This is a genomic window from Legionella bozemanae, assembly GCF_900450575.1.
GTDB lineage: Bacteria > Pseudomonadota > Gammaproteobacteria > Legionellales > Legionellaceae > Legionella > Legionella bozemanae.
Genome location: NZ_UGGY01000001.1, coordinates 753,572 through 775,317 on the forward strand (window position 1 = coordinate 753,572; position 21,746 = coordinate 775,317).

Consider the following 21,746-nt stretch of genomic DNA (forward strand, 5'->3'; position numbering starts at 1 on the left):
GATATCACTTCGTAAGCTAAGAAGTTTGAATTGGTATTTGAGTTCGGAACCTGATCATAAAAAAACCCTCCGCAGAGGCGGAGGGTTTGATGAAGTACAAAGAATATTTAATCCATGATTATACAGCAGTAAATTGCTTGCTGACTTCTTCCATTTGTTTAAGCATACGCTCTTCTTCCGCTCTCAGTTTCTCCAGTTCCAAACTTCCCTCTCTGAACGTAGCTTGGATTTCTTTGATAGCCTCTTCCAGTTTTTCTACTTCAGCTTCTATTTCCTTAATAGTCTGACGTACTTCTTTTGTTTCAGCTTCAAGTGTTGCTTTCTTAAGAGTTATTTTCACCCACACTAAATAAAGAGATGCATTTCGAGCATACTCAGGTGGAAGCGGGGTTGCTCCGTCTTTTCCTTTTCTTCCAGGTACAATGTATAACTCTTTTTCAAGAGCATCGATTTCTTCAACAAGAGATTTCTTCTTAGCCGAATGTAGCTCTTCAACCTTAACCTGTTTTAGCTGTTGGGAAAGCAGGCTCTTCTCTTTGTCTTTTAATAGATTATCGAGTGTTTCCAATTTTTTAACGAGCCCCTCAATTTTTTCATGTAAAGGTACGCATCGTTGAAACAAGGTAAACGCTTCAAAACCTTTTAGCTCAGTCTTCAGAAGACGAAGAACAGCCGCTTCTTTCTTGGCTTGTTTTTCCCTGTTTTCCATAACTTCTCTTGTTTTTGCTGCTGAGTTTTTCGGATCAATGACCGCATCTACGGTAAGAATTAGACCTTTGCCTTCATATCGTTGATCAATGTATTGTTGAACACGAGCTTCAGTATCTTTATTTCTTACGCAACGACCAGCTGCCTGGGGCCCTGAGAGGATTCCGTTAATCACATTGATATCTGATTCAATAACAGGCGAATTAGTATTGATAATTTGCACGTTCAAGATATCTCTGATACTCACCCCTGTTGCAATCACCTGATCTGCTACGATATGGGTTCTCAAACCTATTTCGATTTGAGCAAGTTGCTCATCAATTGTAGATTGTGGCGTACTCATATCAATCGCACTAGAATAATTCGCAGTTGCTTGCAAAGCGACTAAATTAGGCTGCGGTGCTCCAGTTATCACTTCAGATATGGGTTCAGATCCTTTGACCTTAGTTACCATTGCTTCTGCTCTATCCAATATCAATTTGGTAATGGCTTCCTTTTGTGCTGTAGGCAATTTGGAAATAGGTGCGCCTAACTTTTCTAGAGCTTCTTTTAGTGTTTCTCTGCTTTTTGTTTCACATGATTCAAGCTTGGTAAGAAATGGTTTAGGTATCTCATCATTTTTCGTTTTATATTTCGCAATATGCTGATCCCATTCTTTCAAATAGTCGTCAAGTTTGTGAGTTCTGTCCTTTTCCGCGATATCTGTATGCTTTTCATTGAAGACAAGAGCAAGAGCATAGCTATTGATTGCTCTTTGAATATCTTTTTGTTGTTCTGTAGCGATATCTTGCTTTAGATTTACTACCGGTAGCGCTACAGTTTTTCGGAATTCTACTTCATCTACGGCGCCAAATTTCTGAGCCAATTTCAATCGTGCGTCACACTCAGATTTTTGTCTAAGTTTTGCAACTTCACCTTGATATTTTTCAATAGTTTCTCTATCTCCATTGGCGATTTTTTGATAGATTCCAGCTAATTCTTTACGAGTTTCTTTATCGTCAGAAAAACCCATATTACGTTGGCAACGGATGCGGTTCAATGCTAAAGCCTGATTAATGGCTCTTTCTTGTGCTACAGAGTCTTCAATTCCTGTTTCCGCTTTTATGATCTGTTTCTTTAATTCAAGAGGATCAACATAACCAATCATCCCTTCTTCAAGATAATAATCATCAAAGTAGTGAACTACGGCTTGGTCAATCAAATCACCTTCTTCCAAATAAGCCATTTCAGGTTTAATCGGTCGAATAGTTCCGAGTTCAATTGCAGCACCCAGACTTAAGTCATCTAAAGGATCACCTTTAAAGAGCTCATATAATTCAGAAGTTGGAGTGGCTGTTAATGCCAGGACTGAATTACGTTCTTTTATTCCTTTCAAAATTTCTGCATCTTCTGGTTTAAAAGTATGTTTATGGCTTTCATCAATTAAGACCATAGAATCTTTTATTTCACTTGCAATAATCTTGAATAAGGGATGCTCAGCTTGTAAAACAATTTGATCAAAAGGCTCAGTACCTGCAATTACTTTGCGAAAATATACTTTGATTTTTTGTATATCTTCTTCCTCTATATCACTTAAATCCTTCTCCAAAGCCTCCCAAAGAACGTCAACTTTACCTTTAAGAGTATCCAAAGTGAAAACTCGTGGAACTGCTTTAACCCCATGGACCACTCCGGCACCAAGCAGGTCAGTTGTTTCTTTTGATTGTTGGTTTACCAATGTTTGATCAGGAACAATCATGACTGTGCGCCCAACGGCTTGAGCAATACCGGCCATAACAATACTTTTTCCGGAACCGGTACCCATAACTGCGAGTCGTTGTTCTTGTCCTGCTTTTAAACTGTCATGAAATTTAGCTAAAATTTCATTTTGATATGCGTATGGAACAAACGATTTGGTATCAACGGATAGTCCTTTTTTAGTTACCGCACGAAGATCACCATCTTTGTCATAGGTTAATTTAACAGTAGCTGTATGATCGTGATCGAAGAATAGTTTTCCTCTGCTCACTTCAGAATTTAACTTACTGGTAATATTTACCGTATAATTTTGTGTAGTACTTACAGTATGATCATTGCCTTCATAGACCAAGTCAATTGTATAAACTGCGCCACCAATCGTAATAGCAGCTTCAAGATGTGGTTTTCCATCGCCTTTATCTTCCCATTTAGTGCTTTCCCCAGGCTTACCTGCTTTTGCTAAAATCGCTTTTACGACATTTCCGATCTTAGGATCTTTTTTATTGTTTTCTATATCAATACTTTCCTTTGCTGTTCCTATTGTTACTACCGCACCATTTGTTACCACTTCTTTTAACAAATGGACCGCAGCAACGGTATCTGTATAATCTTTTAGATCTTTAATTTGTTGTTCAACAACTTCTCGACTTGCGCCCATCTTAAATTTCCCCTTAAATATATTTTTTAGACATTAATTTTTAAGTTAGGTCATTGTGGGTCTTATTTTGATATGTAGGCCACAATTTACCTAATGGTTGCCATTATATAAAATTAATCTTAAGTGACCATTAAGTGATTTCATTGAAAATAAAATGTTCATTATTGAGGGGTTAAAATAGAGAGGAAAGAGGATGTATTTTTATTATTTACTATATTTAAAATATATTTTCTTTGTTACTATCTTGAGCTCAATGACTTTTTTTTGGTGGTACACGCCAAATAATAAATAAAAATTCATTGATATTTATTTGAGATACAAAGAGAAAATGGCACAGGACAGTGAGGCGGTAATGACATATCTTAAGATTAATCAAATAACTGCGGCAGAAGGTAAGACTATGACTCTCTTAAAAAAATTGGGTTTGGATCCTGATGAACGGATGTTGAAAACTCTTGAGGATAATCCTGAGTATGTTAATCGGCTTGCCTCCTTATTCAAGCGCTTAAAAACATGTAACATTAAGCTGAATGATACACTTCATAATATCATTGCCAGCAATGTTTCTTATGCAGGTAGTTTGAGCAATTTATTAGATTTTATGCACAATGAAAAAATTGATGTAACTCTTTTTCCTCTAGAGCGTTTATTTGCTGGTGCACAATCAGATACAGCCCTAATACAGGGAATACAGCTGCTCAAAACGCGTGCCTCCCTTGATTTAGCCACTTTAAATCTTTTGTTTGCCTATCCTGCGCACTCTTTATTGCTTGCTGATTTAATCATTAATTTTCAACAGCACGCTTATCCTACAGAGAAAATAGTCGAAAAGCTCCATAAGTTTTCTGCAAAAAATATGGATACGGCAATAAGAGTACTTAACCTTCTTTTAAATAAAAATCTCTATTACTTTGAATGTTTCGATGTTCTTTTAAAGCATCAGGAATATATCGATAAAATTTATGAGGGCACGGCAAAACTTACTGCAAAAAATAAACTCGCAGCAAGTTACTTCGGTGTCATTGAGAATAATCCACAGAATGCCAATGTCCTTGCTAATCTTATTTTGTTATTACATAAAGAGTCACTCATTGATTATAGAAAAACAGAAGATTTATCAACGATAAGCAAATTGGGGATTGGAGCATTTCATTTCTTGTCTCATCTGCAGCAAGCAGGCATATTAAATTCTGAAAATTATAAAAAAGTCTGTCAAGATACTTCAATTCTCATGCAAAAGGAGGTCATTGAGTTGTTTAGTAATCTTCCTTTATTTGAAGAATTCGATAAATCAGAATTAGCACAAATGCTTGGTTTAATTTCTGAACCGAGTTCTGAAACCAATTTAGATGAATTTATTGAAATAATTGAAAAGCATCAATTAATTAAAAACCCAAGCTTGAAACAATGAAATTTGCTTTAAGATGGCCATTTGTGTTATATTTTAGTCCTTTGAGGGCAATTTAGGGACAGTTATGGCTGGACATAATAATACTGAAAACATAGAGACAACAAGCATGAGTACTCAAACGATTATCCAAAGTTTAAAGCCTGAAGTTGTCCGAGGATTAATGCAATCTTCTTCTTCTCCTGGAGCTGGCGGAGGAGATGATAAAGAAGAAAAAACAACAATCATAAGTAGTGTTTTTCTTAACCGTTTGAATAAATTAGGTCTAGGATTTGAGCGGCGAATGATCAATCTCATTGCAGCACACCCGGAGAGTGGTAACCGTTTAATTTCCGTATTTAAGGCATTGAAAGAACTTAAAATTGAGCTGACTGATCATTTGGAACATGTTATTGGACAAAATATTGCCAATGTTGGAGGGGCAGTCAATTTATTGGGAGTGATGAAAGATTTAGATATCGAACCTAATTTTGTGCCAATGGAACTTTTGTTTCAGGCTGCCAGGAGCGATTCAACTGTGGCGCAGTCCGCACGAGATCTACACGAGAGAGATTTGCTTGACAAATCGAGTTTTAATTTAATCCTTGCTTATCCTGAGGAATCACTCAATATTTCTCAATTCCTTATTGAGCTTCAGGATCATGCATACAATCCTGCATCTTTAGTAGATAAACTTCGCGCAAGTTTAATTTCACCTGCCCACATGAATACAATGCTTAATCTGCTTGATTTATTATTAACAAAAGACATTTATGATCTGGGTATCGTTGATATTCTTGTAAGACAAGGAAAATTCATCGATAGAATTTATGAAGGTGCTAGAAAACTGTTAGCAGTGCCCGAATTGTTAAATAACTATTTTGTATTACTTGAGAGAAATCCCGAGAATGCTAATATTTTTGCCAAAAATCTTTTGTTATTACACAGTACATCACTTATTAATCACTGTTCATCAAAGGAAGATTTTTTAAAGGTAAGTCAATTGGGTGTCGGGACATTTCATTTTATGAATTACTTGCAGCAAGCAGGCATGTTGAATGCTGCAAATTATCAAAAAATTTGTGAAAATAATAGCATTTTAGAAAGGCCAGACGTCGTTACAACATTAACTAATCTTCCTTTAATGACCAAATTTACGCATGAAGAATTAGTAAAAATGATGACGTTAGTGACTAAGCCAGCAATTTTCGTTACCCTGAGAGATGCTAATGAATTCAATGAAGTCTTAGAGGAGCATCAATTTCGTATGGGTAAAGCTCCGGGGCCGCGTATGGGGCCAGGTCGTTAGTCAGTAAGCAAGCAATTAAATGCTTGCTTTTTTCATATAAGTTATTTTTCTATACTGAAAAATGCATTATATTTTTTACAAGCTTGGTAGCGCATTAAACTGTTGTATAATTACTTGCTGTTGAGCTGCCTCTTTTTGCTGTTGGGCTGCTGCAATCGAATCATTCATTGCATTAATCGCATTTTCTTGCTCGACAACGGCTTCACTGTCTATAGATGTATTTGCATCTACTGGCACATCTGGATAAGCTACTTGCTGTGGATTATACCCAGGAGCATAAGTGTAATGGATTGGTTCATATGTTGTACCCACTACATAAGCTGATGGTGTACCACATCCTGTTAGTAGAAGTATCATTCCCAAGCTAATAAAACAGGTAACTTTTATCATAAAAATCGCCTTTAGGCATACAGGAAATTCAATGTATTGCCTTTTCAGTTAATTTGTCTAATTATAGAACAAAAAGATAATTATTTGATCTATTTCTTGGGGAAATACAGCTTGGCTCTTACAGTTGAATCTTATACACATCGCTGAAAAACTAGTCCAGATATTACGGCTTGTCCACTGGATCCAGGAGATCTGCCCTAAAACATTGGACCCCGCGGACAAATTCTGAGCGATCCACGCAAAACTTGAACGTAACTTTATGTTTTTAAATGAAATATACTCAACGTTCTACGTACTGCGCTTTATGCGCGGGTATGCAGGGGGTAAATTTCGCGTGGATCGCTCAGGAACAAGTCGCGGGGTGTAGGGCCGGGATGTGATCTAAGAGGCAGCAGCTTACAGCTGGATCCATTGGAGTACATTCTAATAAAACCCTGGTTGCAAGCGTCCAGGATATAAATCTATAGTGGCTCCAGAAAATTTTCTAGATTGGGCTTTTGACCCAAACGGTATTGATAAACCATATAGAAAGCCATAATGTTTTTTAAGTAGTTACGTGTTTCTTGCCAGGGAAGGGTCTCTATCCATACATCAATTTCTTTAGGGGGGTGCGTTTTTAACCAATAAACTACCTGTTTTGGTCCTGCATTGTATGCTGCAGCGATAAGTATGGGATGATTATCGAATCGTTTTGCAAGTTGTTTTAAATAAGCAACTCCGATATTGATGTTCTTTTGCGACAAGAACAATTGCTTTTGATCATTATAAGGAATCTTATCGGTTTGTGAGACTACTCTTGCTGTATAAGGCATGACTTGCATTAAACCTCGAGCTCCCACAGAAGAAGTTGCGTCGTCTCTGAATCCGCTTTCCTGACGAATGATGGCGTAAATAAATTCTGGAGCAACCGCATATTTTTTAGAATAAAGCGAGACGCTGTCTTTATATGCCAAGGGAAATCTTAATGAAAGTTGATTATTTAGAGTCTCATTATTGCTTAAATAAACTGATTTACCATGCCATTGTAATTTCTGATCTATCCAATAGACCAAAGCACTTGCCTCGTCTTTAGGCAATTCACTGATGAAATCATTGAGCAGCCGTGAGGCTTGCAGCGTTTGCTTGGTCATGTAAAGTGTTTGGATTTGATCAATGAAAGCCTGATAGGGTTTCAATACATCCAGATTTGTTGTAGGAGTTTCATTGGCAAAACTGGGCTTTTTATTGAGATGAAGGCTTGCAAGAAACCCATAATACTGTCTATTTTTTGCCAGAGATTCATAAAGTGCTTGTGCGTCTGCTTTATTCCCTTGCGCTTCTAAAGAACGTGCTAACCAATATTGCCAACAGGGTTCATCTTTATGTTTTGAATCATTAATTAATGCGGTGACTTGTGCCCAGTTTTTTCGTTTTAAAGCAAAGCGTATTTGCCAATCCAATAACACATCATTGTAGTATTGTGACTTTACTTTGGTGAACCACTCTAACGCATCTTCATGATTGCGCATGGCTTTATAAAGAGCTACATGAGCTAAAAAAGCTTGCTGTTGTGCTTGGCTCAGTATTTTGGTGGTTTTGCTTTGCTGCCATAACTTAAGCGCTTTATCCATATTAATTGAAACCATACGCTTCAGGCCGTAAAGATAGATGTCATCGTTTAATTCACCCGGGTTTAGCTTGCTGATATTCCCAGGATTTTGATAAACAGCATTTAAAGCATTCAGCTCTAATGGATGAGGTTTTTTGTATTTCGTCAACAAATAGCGGGCTAATTGAATATTGCGTCGCTCTAAAGCAAGGGCGATTCGTTGAGTAATTAAGTTTTGATCAAAATTATTATCTTTCAAAAGCAAGTCAAACAAACTGTTGCAGGAGGGGGGTCTTGAATCACCACTTAGCCATAGTGGAATGGATGCTTTTAATGCTTCTTGTTGCTTTCCTGTATTGTAATTTGCAATTTGCTCATAACACACGAGATTGAGATCATTAGAAGATTGATAATATTGGCTAAAACGAGTCCAATCCTTGCTTTTTGCTAATTCATACAGCCATTTTTCGCGTAATTTGGTCGATAAAGGAGTGGTTCCGCTAATGAACTCCAAGAATGGTGGACTGGGTGTCGCAGTAGGTAAGTTTTGACTAAAAGACAAATAGTTATTAAAACGTTCCATATATTGTTCTCCCGAAAGGGCGAAGCAAGTCTGGAAATTAATAAATGCACATAAGAAGAAAATAAATTTTTTCATAACTTTTCTTAATTAATGTTCTTTGATGGTTGCTAATTGTCTCCGCATGGCATCAATTGTTTCTTTGTAATTTTTACTATTGAATACGGCAGCACCAGCCACAAATTGGTTTGCACCAGCACGTGCCAAAGTAGCAATATTATCTATGGTCACACCACCATCGACACAAAGGTCGAGTTGGGGATAGAGTTTGCGGACTTGGGGTATTTTATCAATAATTTCAGTGATAATTTTTTGTCCTCCAAATCCGGGATTTACAGTCATGATTAGGACAAAGTCGAGTTTATGAGCACACCAGGTTAATACTTCAATTGGTGTGGCCGGATTTAATACAAGACCCGCTTCACACCCTAAATCTTTGATGAGTTTTAAACTGCGGTCCACATGTATGGTGGCATCGGGATGAATACTAATTCGCTTTGCTCCTGCTTTTGCGAATGCTTCAATCAGTGTATCAACTGGATTGATCATGAGATGAACATCAATAGGGAGCTTCGGAAAACGTTTGCGTAAGGCCTCACAGAAAGCAGGGCCAAACGTTAAATTGGGTACATAATGATTATCCATAACATCAAAATGAATATAATCTGCTCCTGCATTCATAACGGATTCTACTTCATCACCTAGACAAGTAAGATCTGCAGATAAAATTGAGGGTAAAATATGATAAGTCATACAGTAATTTTTAAATTTGGATAAGTAGGTATATCATATGCTGTCTTGAAAAAACATTCTACGATGTTAAGCAAAGAGTATGGTATTTAATTGTTTTTAACACGCTGAAGCGGATGTCTCGCTGGGTTCTTGCATCTTGAGAATTTGGTCAAAATATGAGACAATATGTTTCTATTTCTGCTCTTGTAATTTTGAAACTTATCTCAAGATAATGGGGATTGTTTACCTCTGCTAGCTTAAGCTAAAATGGTCTGATTTCGAGAACCGACGCATAGCATACACGTAGTATGTGAGCATAGCAGCACAGAAAATTAGGCCAGTTTGGCCAAGATAGTGGCAATGGAAACAGATCCGGAGAAATTACAGAGACCTGCTTTGTAGGGAGAATAATATGAGTCAAAACTGGCCTACCAGAGACAAAGATTTACAAACCGCCCGTGTGATTATGGAAGAATACGCTAGTGAGCGTGAGAGTGATACGTTAGGTCTTTTTGAAATTGTTGTCGATCAAGCGGAAAAAAAAATGAGTTTCCGTTTATCTGGATGGGTTGTCATTTTAGCAAAACATTTTAATTCAACGTATGGCGTGAGCCAGGGTGATTTTATAACAAGGCAAGTCATTACACGTTGCCTGACCCAAGGACACACATTACATTAAATCTTGATCTCAAATGTAATCACTTAAGTCCTCTATAGTAATATTTATTCGAACGATTTGATTTTTTGCTTGTTGTGAGAAAATTTTCTCACAACAAGCGCTAAATACAGTGCACTGTATTTAACCTCCCTGATTTTGTTCTTTCCTTATACACGCTTAGAATTGATACAGATATTTATTATAATTTTGTTTGAACTCATCGGAATTTTGATATTGGATCAGGGCTTGGTTTAGCTTTGTTAATAAGTCAGCATTAGCAGGGCTAACAGCTATCCCATAACCATAACCATACATATAGCGTGGGCCGATTAATCTAAATGTGTTTGCTGAATTGGATGCCCAGTAAGTCGCTGTTGGGTTATCCAGTAGAATAATATCTACATTTCCTCCACTTAAAGCTGCAAGTTGCTCTTGAATGCCGGCATAGTACTTAACATTAGGATTCTTTACTCCCATCTCTCTAAGCTGGTCAAAAAATACGGTGCCTTCTTCCAATCCTATTTTTTTAGTATTTAAGAGGTCCAGACTAAACGGTTCTTTTGTATTAGATGCTCTTTCTAAAAATCGGGAGAAGCTTTGCAGATAGGGTAGGCTGAAATTGACTATTTTTGTGCGTTCGCTAGTAATGGTTATCGAGCTGACTGCAACATCTATTTTTTGGTTAACAACTGCATCGAGTAATTGATTGAAGCGCATCACATGAAAGGTACAGGTTCTATTTAGGATTTTGCATAAACTGTTCATCATATCAACATCAAAACCAAAGACCTGATTATGATTTCCTTGCATGACGAACGGAGGATCAAAACTTTCGATCCCTACATTTAAGGGTTCACCTTGAGCGAAAAGTGAAGAAGTGAAACAAATAAATGCAGTCAGAATTAATCGGATCATTTTATATTTATGCAATTGTTATTGATTTTTATAGATCATATTATAACGAGAGTATTCATTTTGGAATGAAAAAAAGAAAATTTATGCAAATCGAAATCCCTGAGTTATTGCAATCAAAAGCCTGGTTTATTGAAAAGCATTTGTCCGATTTGCAGCATCCCTTGCATGAAAGTGTTATCAAATTACTCCTTATTAGTGATTATGCATGCAGGCAGATTCAATTATTAAAAGCATTGCTCATGGAAGATCACTGCTGTTCTTTGATGGCACGAGAAGATTATTTTCGTATTTTGAAAAATGTGTCATTTATTTTGCCGCAAGCAGCTTATTGGCGTGCGTTACGTCATTTTCGCAATACGCATTTTTTGCGGTTATTGCTTCTTGAAATAGCAGGCATTGCCAATACGGAGCAGATCCTGCGTGCATGGTCTGATTGTGCTGATGCGCTGATTTTGCATGCACTTGCTTATTGTAAACAAGGATTGTCCTCACGTTATGGTATTCCGCGTGATGCAGAGGGAAATGAGGTAGAGTTATTTACTCTGGCCATGGGAAAACTAGGAGGCCGAGAGTTGAATTACTCTTCCGATATTGATCTTATTTTTGCTTACACCGTTGTAGGAGAAACTGACGGCGAAGAACGCATCGATAATCAGCACTATTTCAGTAGATTAGTGCAGCAATTTGTGCAGACCCTACAAAATATAACCCTGGACGGGTTTGTATTTCGCGTAGATTTACGATTGCGACCTAATGGTGACAGTGGTCCGCTGGTTTCAAGCTTGGCAGCCATGGAAACTTATTACCAGGAACAAGGTCGTGATTGGGAACGCTATGCTATGGTTAAGGCTCGGGTCATTGCGGAAAAGGTGGATGAGATACAGCTATGGTTTCAGCAATTGATTGTACCTTTTGTATATCGACGTTATGTCGATTTTAGTGTCATTGAATCGCTGCGTAGCATGAAGGCCATGATAGAGCGCGAGGTGCAAATAAATCCCCGTTTGGATGATATCAAGCGAGGTAAAGGCGGAATCAGGGAAGTGGAATTTGTCATTCAGAATTTTCAGTTAATTCGTGGGGGACGTTTGCCGCAATTACAAGAGCAAAATGCCTTGTCTGCCCTTGCTGTTTTAAAACATGAAAAATTATTACCGCATACTGATGCTTTAAAACAGGCTTATCTTTTTTTACGCAAATTCGAAAACACACTCCAGAGTTTAAATGATCAGCAGACTCACTCTTTGCCAGAAGATCCTGTGAAGCAGGAACAAATTATTTTGGCTATGGGGTATTTTTCCTGGGATGATTTAATTAACAGATTGCATAAATATCAACGGATTATCAGTTATGCTTTTCACTCTGTGCTTGGCAAAGTCAAAGATTACGAAGATGAGAAAAGATTACTCACGAATCAGTTAGCTAGCCTTTGGCAAGGACATGTTGAAACCACGATGGCAATTAATTTGTTGGCCAGCTTAGGTTTTGCGAATGCTCCTCATTGCTATCAGATGATTCATTCCTTTCGCCATAGTCCGCGTTGTCGACGTTTAACACAAGGCGCACGAATGCGTTTGGACCGATTCATGGTGATGTTGCTTGCTGAGCTGACTCACGTTGAAAAAACGGATGAAGTTTTATTACATGTGATGCATTTGCTCGAAAATATTGTGGGGCGTAGTGCTTATCTTGCTTTATTAACTGAGAATCCGCAGGTTTTAACTGAATTATTATTTTGGTTCGCTCAAAGCCCATTTATTACTTCTTTGCTGGTAAACCAACCCTTTTTATTGGAAGTATTGCTGGATCAGGGGCAGGAATGGCGACCTCAGTCGCTGCATCAATTACAAAGACTATTGATGGAAAAATTAGCGCATCACCATGATGTTGAAGTGCAAGAGGAAATATTACGTCAATTTAAGCTAACCAACTGGTTAATGGCTGCTCGTGCAGAACTTTATGGATTCTGCAATGCGGTGCGTATTGGACAATTTTTGTCGGATGTGGCTCAAGTCATTGTAAGCCAGGTTTTAATCATTGCCAGCGAACAATTATGTTCGCGGTATCCAGAAATGGAACAAGTCAAATCACACTTTGCAATCATTGCTTATGGAAAGTTGGGTAGCCGCGAAATGAATTACGCTTCTGATTTGGATTTGGTGTTCTTACATTCGGCAAAAATATCAGAAGAAGCATTAATTACTCGTTTAACTCAAAAAATTTTGCATATGCTGACTACTCGTTCCCAATCTGGAGTGCTTTATACGGTAGATACCCGTCTTAGACCTTCGGGAGCAGCGGGATTATTGGTGAGTCATGTTGATGCTTTTGTTGAATATCAGAAAAATCAGGCATGGACGTGGGAGCATCAGGCTTTGTTGAAAGCACGTATTTTGACGGGAAATGCAAGAATTAGGCATGCTTTTTTGCAATTGAAAAAATCGGTAGTGTTATTGGGACGAGATAAACCCACCTTGTTGCAGGAAGTATTGGCGATGCGAGCCAAAATGGAACAACATCAAGATCGAAATCCCATTTCTGGTGGTTTGTTAGATTTGGAATTTTTAGTACAGTATTTAATACTTCATTTAGGGGACCCCTCCTTAGCTCGATATACAAATACATTAAGCCAACTCCATCATTTGTTTTTAGCAGGGGTTTTAAATAAAGAATATTACTCTTTTTTAAAGAAAGCATACAAAAAACACCATCAGTTATTGCATCAAAATTTATTGCGCCCAGGTATTGTGAATAATAGAAGCATGCAGGAGGAGATAGTGAAGGTGTGCAAAGAACTATTTAATAAAACTTTTGCATAACCATGTTTCTGGTTTTCATACACGAGCGATTGGATGCTGTGCATAAGCACGGCAAGTAGGAAAAAAAGAGTTTTTTATGTTCAAAAATTAGATGCAGTTCCCTAAGAAAGATAGATACTTAATTTAGTTGTATACTTTATAAATAAATTAATCACGGATGGAGCTCGATCATGAACAGAATAGGAGTCTGTGCATTTTTACTCAGCGTACATTACAGTGCATTTGCAGGTTTTGCCGATGTAGTTCCAACGAAACCGTCTAATTATGGACCTGGTAAAATCCAATCCAGTGAAGCAAAAAATTATGCTAATCAATTGGTTGTCGCTTGCGGACGGGCAAGTAATCCAATAAACAGACTTAATGGAATAAACATCGGCGAGCCAGGCCTTGATGGTATGGTGGGTGCTGATCTTATAATGATTCTTCCCCAAAGCATTCCAAGTTCAAACTACTATGGCAAACTGTTGTGTGTATCAGGGGTCGTCAAAATGATGCCCGTGAATAATTCACCTCCTGTCCCTACAATTACCGTTGGCTCTGAGAAAGATATCGATATCTTACCTAATCAAGAACCGACTTGGTAAGAGATGGACAAAGAGATGGTTCTTTTACCTTAGAATAAAATGGAACGATTACGAGTTTCGCCTGTCATTTATTTGGTAACTGTTCAGAGAGTATGTTTGAATCTTGGGGAACGGTTGGATTTAAGCGCAGGTTGCGCCAAATGCAGTCGTTCGGTGAATGGGGCGTGAACGCTCAATGGCATCAACTTAAGGTAGCCTGGGTGAAGGTCCGAAGGACCGAAACCCGGGTTTCACTTCGTTTCACCCAGGCTACAGTATATCCGTGAGAGTTAGGTATGCTTAAGTTGACGCCATTACGTGAACGCTTACTTTATTTGAATTCAGCATACAGATCGTAATCATCACTATCTGTAATCATGACTTTTGCAAAAGATCCCACTTTAACTCCAGGAGTTGGCGGTAAAATAACGAGACCATCAATTTCTGGAGCATCACTTTGACTGCGTGCGATGATTTGTTCCTGATTTACTTCATCAATTAATACACTTTGTACGCTGCCAATTTTGTTTTCTAGCTTATCACGGCTAATTTCTGCTTGTAATTGCATGAAGCGATGATAACGTTCTTCTTTGACTTCTTCCGGTACCGGGTCGCTTAAATCATTTGCTTTTGCTCCTTCAACTGGAGAGTATTTGAAACAACCTACCCGATCTAATTGTGCTTCTTCGAGGAAGTCGAGCAGCTCTTCAAATTCTTCTTCTGTTTCTCCGGGAAAACCAACAATAAAAGTCGAACGCAGAGTAATATCCGGACAAATTTCGCGCCAAGAAGCGATGCGCAATAAGGTATTTTCACTGCTTGCGGGGCGTTTCATTGCTTTGAGCACGCGTGAATTGGCATGTTGTAATGGAATATCCAAATACGGGAGGATAAGACCATCTCGCATTAAAGGGATAATTTCGTCTACATGGGGATAGGGATAAACATAATGCAGACGTATCCAAATGCCGAGCTCTCCTAGTTGCTCGCATAAGTCATAAAAACGTGTGTTAATGGTTTTTCCTTTCCAGCTTACCGGTTGGTAGCGTGTATCCACACCATAGGCGCTGGTATCCTGAGAAATCACTAAAATTTCCTTCACACCCGCATCTTTTAACTTTTGGGCTTCAGTCAAGACTTGGGCCATTGGGTAACTTTGTAATTTGCCACGCATGGTAGGAATAATGCAAAAAGTACATTTTTGATTGCATCCCTCAGATATTTTCAAGTAGGCATAATGGCGTGGGGTTAATTTAATTCCTTGAGGGGGAATAAGTTGGGTAAAAGGATCTGCTGGTGGAGGTAAATGCTGATGGACTGCATTGACTACTTCTTCATAGGCATGTGCGCCACTAATATGTAGCACATCTGGGCATACTTCTTTAATGATCTCTGCTTTGGCACCTAGGCAACCTGTGACAATAACACGCCCGTTTTCTGCCATTGCTTCTTTTATTGTATCCAGCGATTCTTTAACGGCACTATCAATAAATCCACAGGTATTGATGACTACTACACCTGCATCTTGATAACTGGACACTAATTCATATCCCTGAGCACGCAATTGGGTGATAATGCGTTCTGAATCCACCAGAGCTTTGGGACAACCCAGACTAACAAATCCTACTTTATGATTCATAAAACTCTAACTGTAAAAAAAGTGAACGAATTATACCTCTTAACAAGCCTTATTGTCGACAGGATTATGGTGATTTAAGTTATTTTAATTTTGCATTTTTTACTGTACTTATAGGTTCTTTGATAATTCATCTTGAGGTGCTTACTTCCAAAGCTTTATGCCTGAAATTTATTAAATCAACTCTTATTAAATGTTCGATGGACAAGAAGGATTAAATCAGCATTTTCTGGATCTTCATCGATACGTTTTCTATTTTCGTTCGTTAAGATATCTTCTTGAGTAAGCTGCACTAAAGCCTCAGAAATTTTTTCAGCATGTTGGGGATGTTTTTCAATAAGATCTCTATTCTCATCCGTTAAAATATCTGCTTTAGCAAGCTTCACTAAAGCATTAGAAATTTTTCCAGCATGTTCAGGATGTTTTGCAAGAAGATCTCTATTCTCATTGTTTAAAATATCTGTTTCAGCAAGTTTCACAAGAGCATTGGATAGAATGCTAGCGTATTGAGGATGTTCAGCAATAAGATCTCTATTCTCGTTTGTTAAGATTTTTTTTTGAGAAAGAAACATTAATGCATTAGAAACAACTTCAGCACATTGATAATTTTTTACAATAATGTCTCTATTCTCTTTCTCCAAAATTTTTTCTTGGGCAAGACGTGCTAAGGCATTAGAAATAACTATAGCATATGGGTAATATTCACAAATAAGCGCTTTATTTTCGTCAGTTAATATCTCGTTTTTTGCAAGGATAATAAACGCCTTACTTACTCTCTCAGCATAGGGTGCGTTGTCCACAATAAACCGCCCATTTATGCTCGTTAAGATATTTTCTTGAGCAAGAAGAATTAATGCATTGGAAACGATGTCAGCATACTCAGGATGTTTTGTAATAAACTCTCTATTTTCGTTCGTTAAGATATTTCCCTTTGCTAGGGTAATAAGAGCATTAGTAATTTTCTTCGCATGTTTCGCATTATCTGCAATAACCTGCTTATTTTCATTTGTTAAAATATTATTCTGCGCTAATTTTTCCAGGAGTTTCATCCAGTCACTTTCTATCTTAAGATGAAATCTCAGTCGATTGTCATTAGTATCATCTGGAATAAGAGGAGACTCTTGAAGTCTTTCTAAGCCGGTTATATCCAGCTGTTTACCGATACTATCCATAATTTTTTGAAATACTGGTAAAGGAAGCTCTCGACGCAGCGCAAGTGAATGAGCACTACCGTGACCAGCAGTTAAACTGTTATTAAAAAATACGGTATAGATTGGATCATAAGCACATGAAAACATATTTTGACTGGAGGAGCGATTTTTAAGAAATTTTATAGCTTTATTTTCTTTACCTAGATCACTATCGCGGAGAACCTGCTCAACTTCTCTTCTTTCTTCATAATTTAATTGTTCTGGCTTTTTTGTATTGGGTAATTTATTAATTGCCTCTATTAAACCTGGTATAGTTTCCATAGAAATAATTTCAGTTTCTCTCTTCTGATTAACATACATAAGTTGCCAGGTTTGATCATTATTATTTTTAACAAGTAAATATTCATTTGGGATAAGTCTAAGACTACTTTCCGGCATCTCAGATAAAAATTTAACTCCAATCCCACCTTTCCATAACCCAAAACCCATCAGCAAACCATTCGCTCCAGCTTTATCTCCTAGTTGCAATATAGAAGCGCTTTGCATATGGAGATCTCCAGTGTTGCCACCCAATTGTTGAATACTCTGCAACCATTGCGTAAAACGTTTTCCATTTTTATCAACGTGTACCAGACCATCATTTTTATTGAAAGCTGGGACTAAATGAATTTGGCAATTTTTTAAATCAACTAAACCAATATAACCTTGACCGTCACTACCCAGTTCAAATAGTTCCTTCGATTTATCTGTGAGTATTAATTCGCGAGAGAAAAAGTCCTCACATTTCGGAACAGAATGAAAACTTACAAATGATTCTGACTCTGATTGTGCAAACATTTCATACCTCTTATTTTTGCTTACTAATTTATCTTTCTGTCTTTAAAGAATAGCTCATTTTTAAATAAATAGTTTTTGCCCTACTTGTCCCACCATGAAAAAGTAATTTATAACCCATTGAAAATTAATGATAAAAATATTTTCTAGAGGCGAAATCGAATCAACGACATAAGGATTTTCAGTCTTAAATAATGCTCTTTTTAATACGCTTTAATAAATTTTATAATCCTTTAATATCTCTTTGAAAATCAAATAGTAGATGGGATCTAGTCGATTTTACACAATGAATCGTATCCAGCGATCTGACACAAAAATGCATACACGTTGGCCATAGTTTCATTCCATGAAGGATAATTTTGGTAAGCAGAAAGCGAAGAAAAACTCATCTCTTGTAGCAATTCTCGATTTTTAATTAATTTTATAATGAGCTCTCTAAGCGTTGTACAATCGCCAGGAGTAATCAAGAATCCATTAATCGCATCCGTTACAATTTCTGGCACGCCTCCAGTATTGCTTGCAATGACTGGAATACCAGCTCCCATTGCTTCTGTATAAACAATTCCATAGCTTTCAAAATACGAAGGAACAACCAACAGATGGTGTGAAAGAAGTTCTTTTTTTAAACATTCAATATCGAGTGCCCCATGAATTTTTATATTTTCTTCCAGCTTTAAATAGGTAATCATCTTGAATATTTTTCGGGTATATTTCAAATCAAAATGAAGGCTACCCACAATGGATAATTCCCAGGATTTGTAATCTATTTGTGATAAAGCCTGGAGCAGTATATGTAGCCCCTTGTTATACAATAGGTTGCCAATAAAAATAATCATGAATTTATTTTTTTTGCATTTAAACCGAATGTTATCCTTTGGAGCATCCAGTTGCAGACGATCTTTGCCAGGATAGGCAATCAATGAATTATTATTTTTTCCAATAATTTTTGTAATGCATTTCTCTGTGGAAAGGCTATTAAAGATAAAACCATCGACGGATTTAAGGTATAAACTTTCTATTTTTTTAGTGAACCATTTAACCAAAAAATTGTGCAATGCATTTGCCTGTAAAAGATGAACAATACTTATAATTGGAAAATTTCCCATTGCTTTTAGTCTCTTATTTAGAATAAATAATGAATTAAAATTCATCTCATCTTGTAAAAGGACATCAGGAGAAAATTCAATAATTTCATTGATTAGTTTTTTTGAAAAATTATTTCTGATTAATCCCCAGAAATTCTTTTTCTCTTGTGAAAAAATTTTAACAACTACACCATGCGCACGTAAGTATTCGACTAACTTATAATCATAAATGTATCCACCGGTAGTTGTAGTGAGAGAGCCATACAGAATTAATCCTACACGCATTTGGTTTCTCGATAACTGGCTTGAGCAATATCATCCTCCCATAATCTAACCGTGATTTGACTGTCAACCGGGAGCTCAATGTGATTATTAAATTTTTGCCAGAGAATCTTAGAAAACAGTTCGAGGCTTGGATTTTGGTTTTTAAACTCAGGAAGTTCATTTAATATCTTATCCTGAAAATAGGATATTAATTGATCGATGTGTGCTCTGACTTCTACAATATCAATCAGAAAATTAAACGGGTCAAGCTTTGTATTTTCAATTTCCAATTCAAAACTATAGTGGTGGGAGTGCCGTAAATTTTCTGCGCCAAAATCTTTGCCAATCAAGAAGTGTTGTGCAATGAAATTTTTTCTTAACATTAAATGATGCATCATTTACTCCCCATAGGTTAACGTGATAAATAAAGTATCATGTGGATTAGAATCCAATAATTGATAGGCTTTATTTGCATCAGTAATATGAAATTTATGAGAAATGAATCGTGCCGGATTTATTTTCTCCAACATTTTAAAAACAACTTCAAATCGTCGAGCTTTTGTCCATCTTCCTTGCAGCTCAGAGGCAATCGTGCTGACTTGACTTGCAATGACTTTAATTCGGTTTCGATGAAAACGGCCTCCTAAATCAATAGCACATGGTTTTCTTCCATACCAAGATCCCAGAATGATGCGCCCTTCATAAGCAGCAAATGAAATAGCGCTATTGAGTGCATCAGGATTGCCTGTCAATTCATAAATCAGATCAATAGGGTTTGATTTTACATTTTTAAAGTAATTGGTCACTTGCAAATGAAGATCAGATTGTGAGGCATCAAAAGTATGTTCGGCTCCTAACTCCATACATAGATTTCTTCTTTTAGCATGTAAATCAATGCCAAGAAGACTGGCTAACGGAAATTGTTGCAATAAAGCCGTAGTGAGAAGGCCTACAATTCCAAGTCCAAAAATAAGTACATTTTCTCCGATTAAAGGAGAACCATCTAATACCAGGTTTATTGCGGTTTCCATATTGGGTATAAATAGTGCGTCATAAGGAGATATGCGCTCCGGTAACACAATAATTTGTGTTTCCTTGGCGCAAAAATAACTTTCATGTGGATTAAATACAAAGACCCATTGATTTAATAAATGGTTTAATTTTCTATTACCTGTTTCAATTACTTTCCCAATAGAACAATAACCATATTTGAATGGATAATTTTGTTTCTGTTTGAGCGCAAGAATTGTTTCATCCAGACATAGCTCGGTTGGCATTAGGCCGCGATAAAAAAGCATTTCTGTACCTGAACTTATCCCTGAAATAATGTTTTGAATCAACACTTCATCCGTTTTGGGTTTGGGAATTGATTCTTCCAGGATGGAAACTTGCTTTGGTTGATTAAAATAAAGCACATGATTTTTCAAGATAGATTCCTTTCTATATCTGCCATGATGATAATATCTCTGCCTAATTTATATTGAAGTACATTTTTTAATTGAGGAAAACCAAGATTTTCCTTTATTTCTTTTGATAAAACAGAAACGCCACCAACGAAAATTGGTGCTACGGTGATAATTACTTTATCCACATGATTTTCATTAAGAAAGCTCGTGATAATGGCTCTTCCTCCTTCGACCATCACTGTTTTAATACCAAAGACAAATAATTTCTCTAAAGCTTGGCTTAAATCAGTACGACCATCAGGAGTTGAATCAACTAACACAATCTTTGCGTTCATTTCGGCAAGCAATTTTTGTTTTTCAGGATCAGCCTGGTTTGTTGTAAAAATTATAGGAGGTTTTGAGTTTTTTAAAACGCGTGCGGTTAAAGGAATGCGAAGTTTACTGTCTAAAATGACTACCTGTGGATTTTTCCCTTTATAGTGCCGCACCGTTAATTGAGGATTATCTGCAATAACTGTACCTACTCCAACCAATATTGCATCGTTTTCAGAACGTAATTTATGCGTCATTACCAGAGATTCTTGGGAACTGAGCAGAAGCCTTTTTTTCCGATGAAATGAAATGGAGCCATCCAGGCTTTGCGCATAAGCTAAGGTCACTACAGGTTTTCTCTTTTTTAAGAAAGAGGAGCATTTTTCATATAACTCTTTAAGATCTTCTTCTTCGAAAAAATGATGCATTTTTTGTTTTTTAGTCAACAAATAAAAAGCATTATGAGGATGAATAGAGCCTTTTATAGGAACTCTTGAGGTCACGTTTAAATTATGCTGATTGAGTGCTTCTATTTTTTGAGGGTTATTAGTAAGCAATCGCAACGATTTAACCTGTAACTCTTTTAAAATATGAGCAGCCACTTCATAAGAACGCTCATCTTCTTCGTGGCCTAGCGCAAGATTGGCATCGACTGTGTCTTTTCCCTGATCCTGCAAATTGTAGGTATGCAATTTGTTAATTAAGCCAATTCCTCTTCCTTCTTGTCGGAGGTAAATAATAATGCCGCGGCCTTCAATAGCAATTTGACTCATACTCATTTGCAGTTGTTCACCGCAATCGCAACGTAACGAGCCTAGAATATCCCCAGTCATGCATTCTGAATGAATTCGCACTAAAATATTATCTGCATTGTGCACTGCTCCAAATGTGAGTAAAAGATGCTCTTTATCATCTTGATTTGTAGTAAATAACGAAAGTTCAAAAGAACCATATTTTGAAGGAATTGCAGCAGAAACTTCTTTTTTAACAATGAGCTGATTATCCATAATCTAA

Annotated in this window: 16 protein-coding genes; 5 read left to right on the forward strand and 11 right to left on the reverse strand. The window is 37.0% G+C overall.

The genetic code is table 11. The features are described from left to right. Positions 1–118: 118 nt before the first annotated feature. Positions 119–3,103 carry a DEAD/DEAH box helicase family protein gene (locus DY223_RS03265; protein WP_064115103.1) on the reverse strand — a complete coding sequence of 995 codons (2,985 nt, stop codon included), beginning with the start codon at positions 3,101–3,103 and terminating at the stop codon, positions 119–121. Between the two features lie 352 nt (positions 3,104–3,455). Between DY223_RS03265 and DY223_RS03270 the strand changes: the two genes are divergently transcribed. Both DY223_RS03270 and DY223_RS03275 read left to right on the forward strand, forming a co-directional pair. Next, positions 3,456–4,514, forward strand: coding sequence for a hypothetical protein (locus DY223_RS03270; protein WP_058459980.1), 1,059 nt, complete (start codon positions 3,456–3,458; stop codon positions 4,512–4,514). A 64-nt stretch (positions 4,515–4,578) separates the two neighbouring features. Further along, on the forward strand, positions 4,579–5,799 hold the full coding sequence (locus tag DY223_RS03275; RefSeq protein ID WP_058459704.1) for a hypothetical protein: 1,221 nt from the start codon (positions 4,579–4,581) through the stop codon (positions 5,797–5,799). Positions 5,800–5,874: 75 nt separating this feature from the next. Here the strand turns inward: DY223_RS03275 and DY223_RS03280 are convergent, their stop codons facing one another. From DY223_RS03280 to rpe, 3 genes are all read right to left on the reverse strand, one after another. After that, positions 5,875–6,189: a hypothetical protein gene (locus DY223_RS03280; RefSeq protein WP_058459703.1), complete on the reverse strand. Its 315-nt coding sequence runs from the start codon at positions 6,187–6,189 to the stop codon at positions 5,875–5,877. Between the two features lie 461 nt (positions 6,190–6,650). Further along, positions 6,651–8,435, reverse strand: coding sequence for a transglycosylase SLT domain-containing protein (locus tag DY223_RS03285; RefSeq protein WP_058459702.1), 1,785 nt, complete (start codon positions 8,433–8,435; stop codon positions 6,651–6,653). Positions 8,436–8,447: 12 nt separating this feature from the next. Further along, positions 8,448–9,110: a ribulose-phosphate 3-epimerase gene (rpe, locus tag DY223_RS03290; protein ID WP_058459701.1), complete on the reverse strand. Its 663-nt coding sequence runs from the start codon at positions 9,108–9,110 to the stop codon at positions 8,448–8,450. 391 nt (positions 9,111–9,501) lie between these two features. Here rpe and DY223_RS03295 point away from each other — a divergent pair, with 391 nt between their 5' ends. Continuing rightward, on the forward strand, positions 9,502–9,768 hold the full coding sequence (locus DY223_RS03295) for a hypothetical protein (protein WP_058388603.1): 267 nt from the start codon (positions 9,502–9,504) through the stop codon (positions 9,766–9,768). Positions 9,769–9,924: 156 nt separating this feature from the next. On the opposite strand, the gene DY223_RS03300 is transcribed toward DY223_RS03295, so the two are convergent. After that, complete coding sequence (locus DY223_RS03300) at positions 9,925–10,662, reverse strand: transporter substrate-binding domain-containing protein (RefSeq protein WP_058459700.1); 738 nt, start codon at positions 10,660–10,662, stop codon at positions 9,925–9,927. A gap of 65 nt (positions 10,663–10,727) precedes the next feature. Here DY223_RS03300 and glnE point away from each other — a divergent pair, with 65 nt between their 5' ends. Then, positions 10,728–13,481, forward strand: coding sequence for a bifunctional [glutamate--ammonia ligase]-adenylyl-L-tyrosine phosphorylase/[glutamate--ammonia-ligase] adenylyltransferase (gene glnE / locus DY223_RS03305; RefSeq protein ID WP_058459979.1), 2,754 nt, complete (start codon positions 10,728–10,730; stop codon positions 13,479–13,481). 170 nt (positions 13,482–13,651) lie between these two features. Further along, positions 13,652–14,065: a hypothetical protein gene (locus DY223_RS03310; protein WP_058459699.1), complete on the forward strand. Its 414-nt coding sequence runs from the start codon at positions 13,652–13,654 to the stop codon at positions 14,063–14,065. 310 nt (positions 14,066–14,375) lie between these two features. Here the strand turns inward: DY223_RS03310 and rimO are convergent, their stop codons facing one another. The 6 genes from rimO to ribA form a co-directional block, all read right to left on the reverse strand. After that, positions 14,376–15,683 (reverse strand): 30S ribosomal protein S12 methylthiotransferase RimO, encoded by a 1,308-nt coding sequence (gene rimO / locus DY223_RS03315; RefSeq protein ID WP_058459698.1) that lies wholly within the window; start codon positions 15,681–15,683, stop codon positions 14,376–14,378. 176 nt (positions 15,684–15,859) lie between these two features. Then, positions 15,860–17,668, reverse strand: a complete 1,809-nt coding sequence (locus tag DY223_RS03320; protein ID WP_058459697.1) for a hypothetical protein — start codon at positions 17,666–17,668, stop codon at positions 15,860–15,862. A 266-nt stretch (positions 17,669–17,934) separates the two neighbouring features. Beyond that, entirely contained in the window at positions 17,935–19,035 is a 1,101-nt protein-coding gene (locus tag DY223_RS03325; protein ID WP_058459696.1) for a glycosyltransferase family 4 protein, read from the reverse strand. Further along, entirely contained in the window at positions 19,026–19,412 is a 387-nt protein-coding gene (locus DY223_RS03330) for a 6-pyruvoyl trahydropterin synthase family protein (RefSeq protein WP_235810528.1), read from the reverse strand. Before DY223_RS03330 ends, DY223_RS03325 begins: the two co-directional genes overlap by 10 nt. Beyond that, entirely contained in the window at positions 19,413–20,441 is a 1,029-nt protein-coding gene (locus DY223_RS03335) for a zinc-dependent alcohol dehydrogenase (RefSeq protein WP_058459695.1), read from the reverse strand. After that, a complete protein-coding gene (gene ribA, locus DY223_RS03340) occupies positions 20,438–21,739 on the reverse strand; it encodes a GTP cyclohydrolase II (RefSeq protein ID WP_058459694.1) in 1,302 nt (433 codons plus the stop codon). Before ribA ends, DY223_RS03335 begins: the two co-directional genes overlap by 4 nt. Positions 21,740–21,746 lie beyond the last annotated feature (7 nt).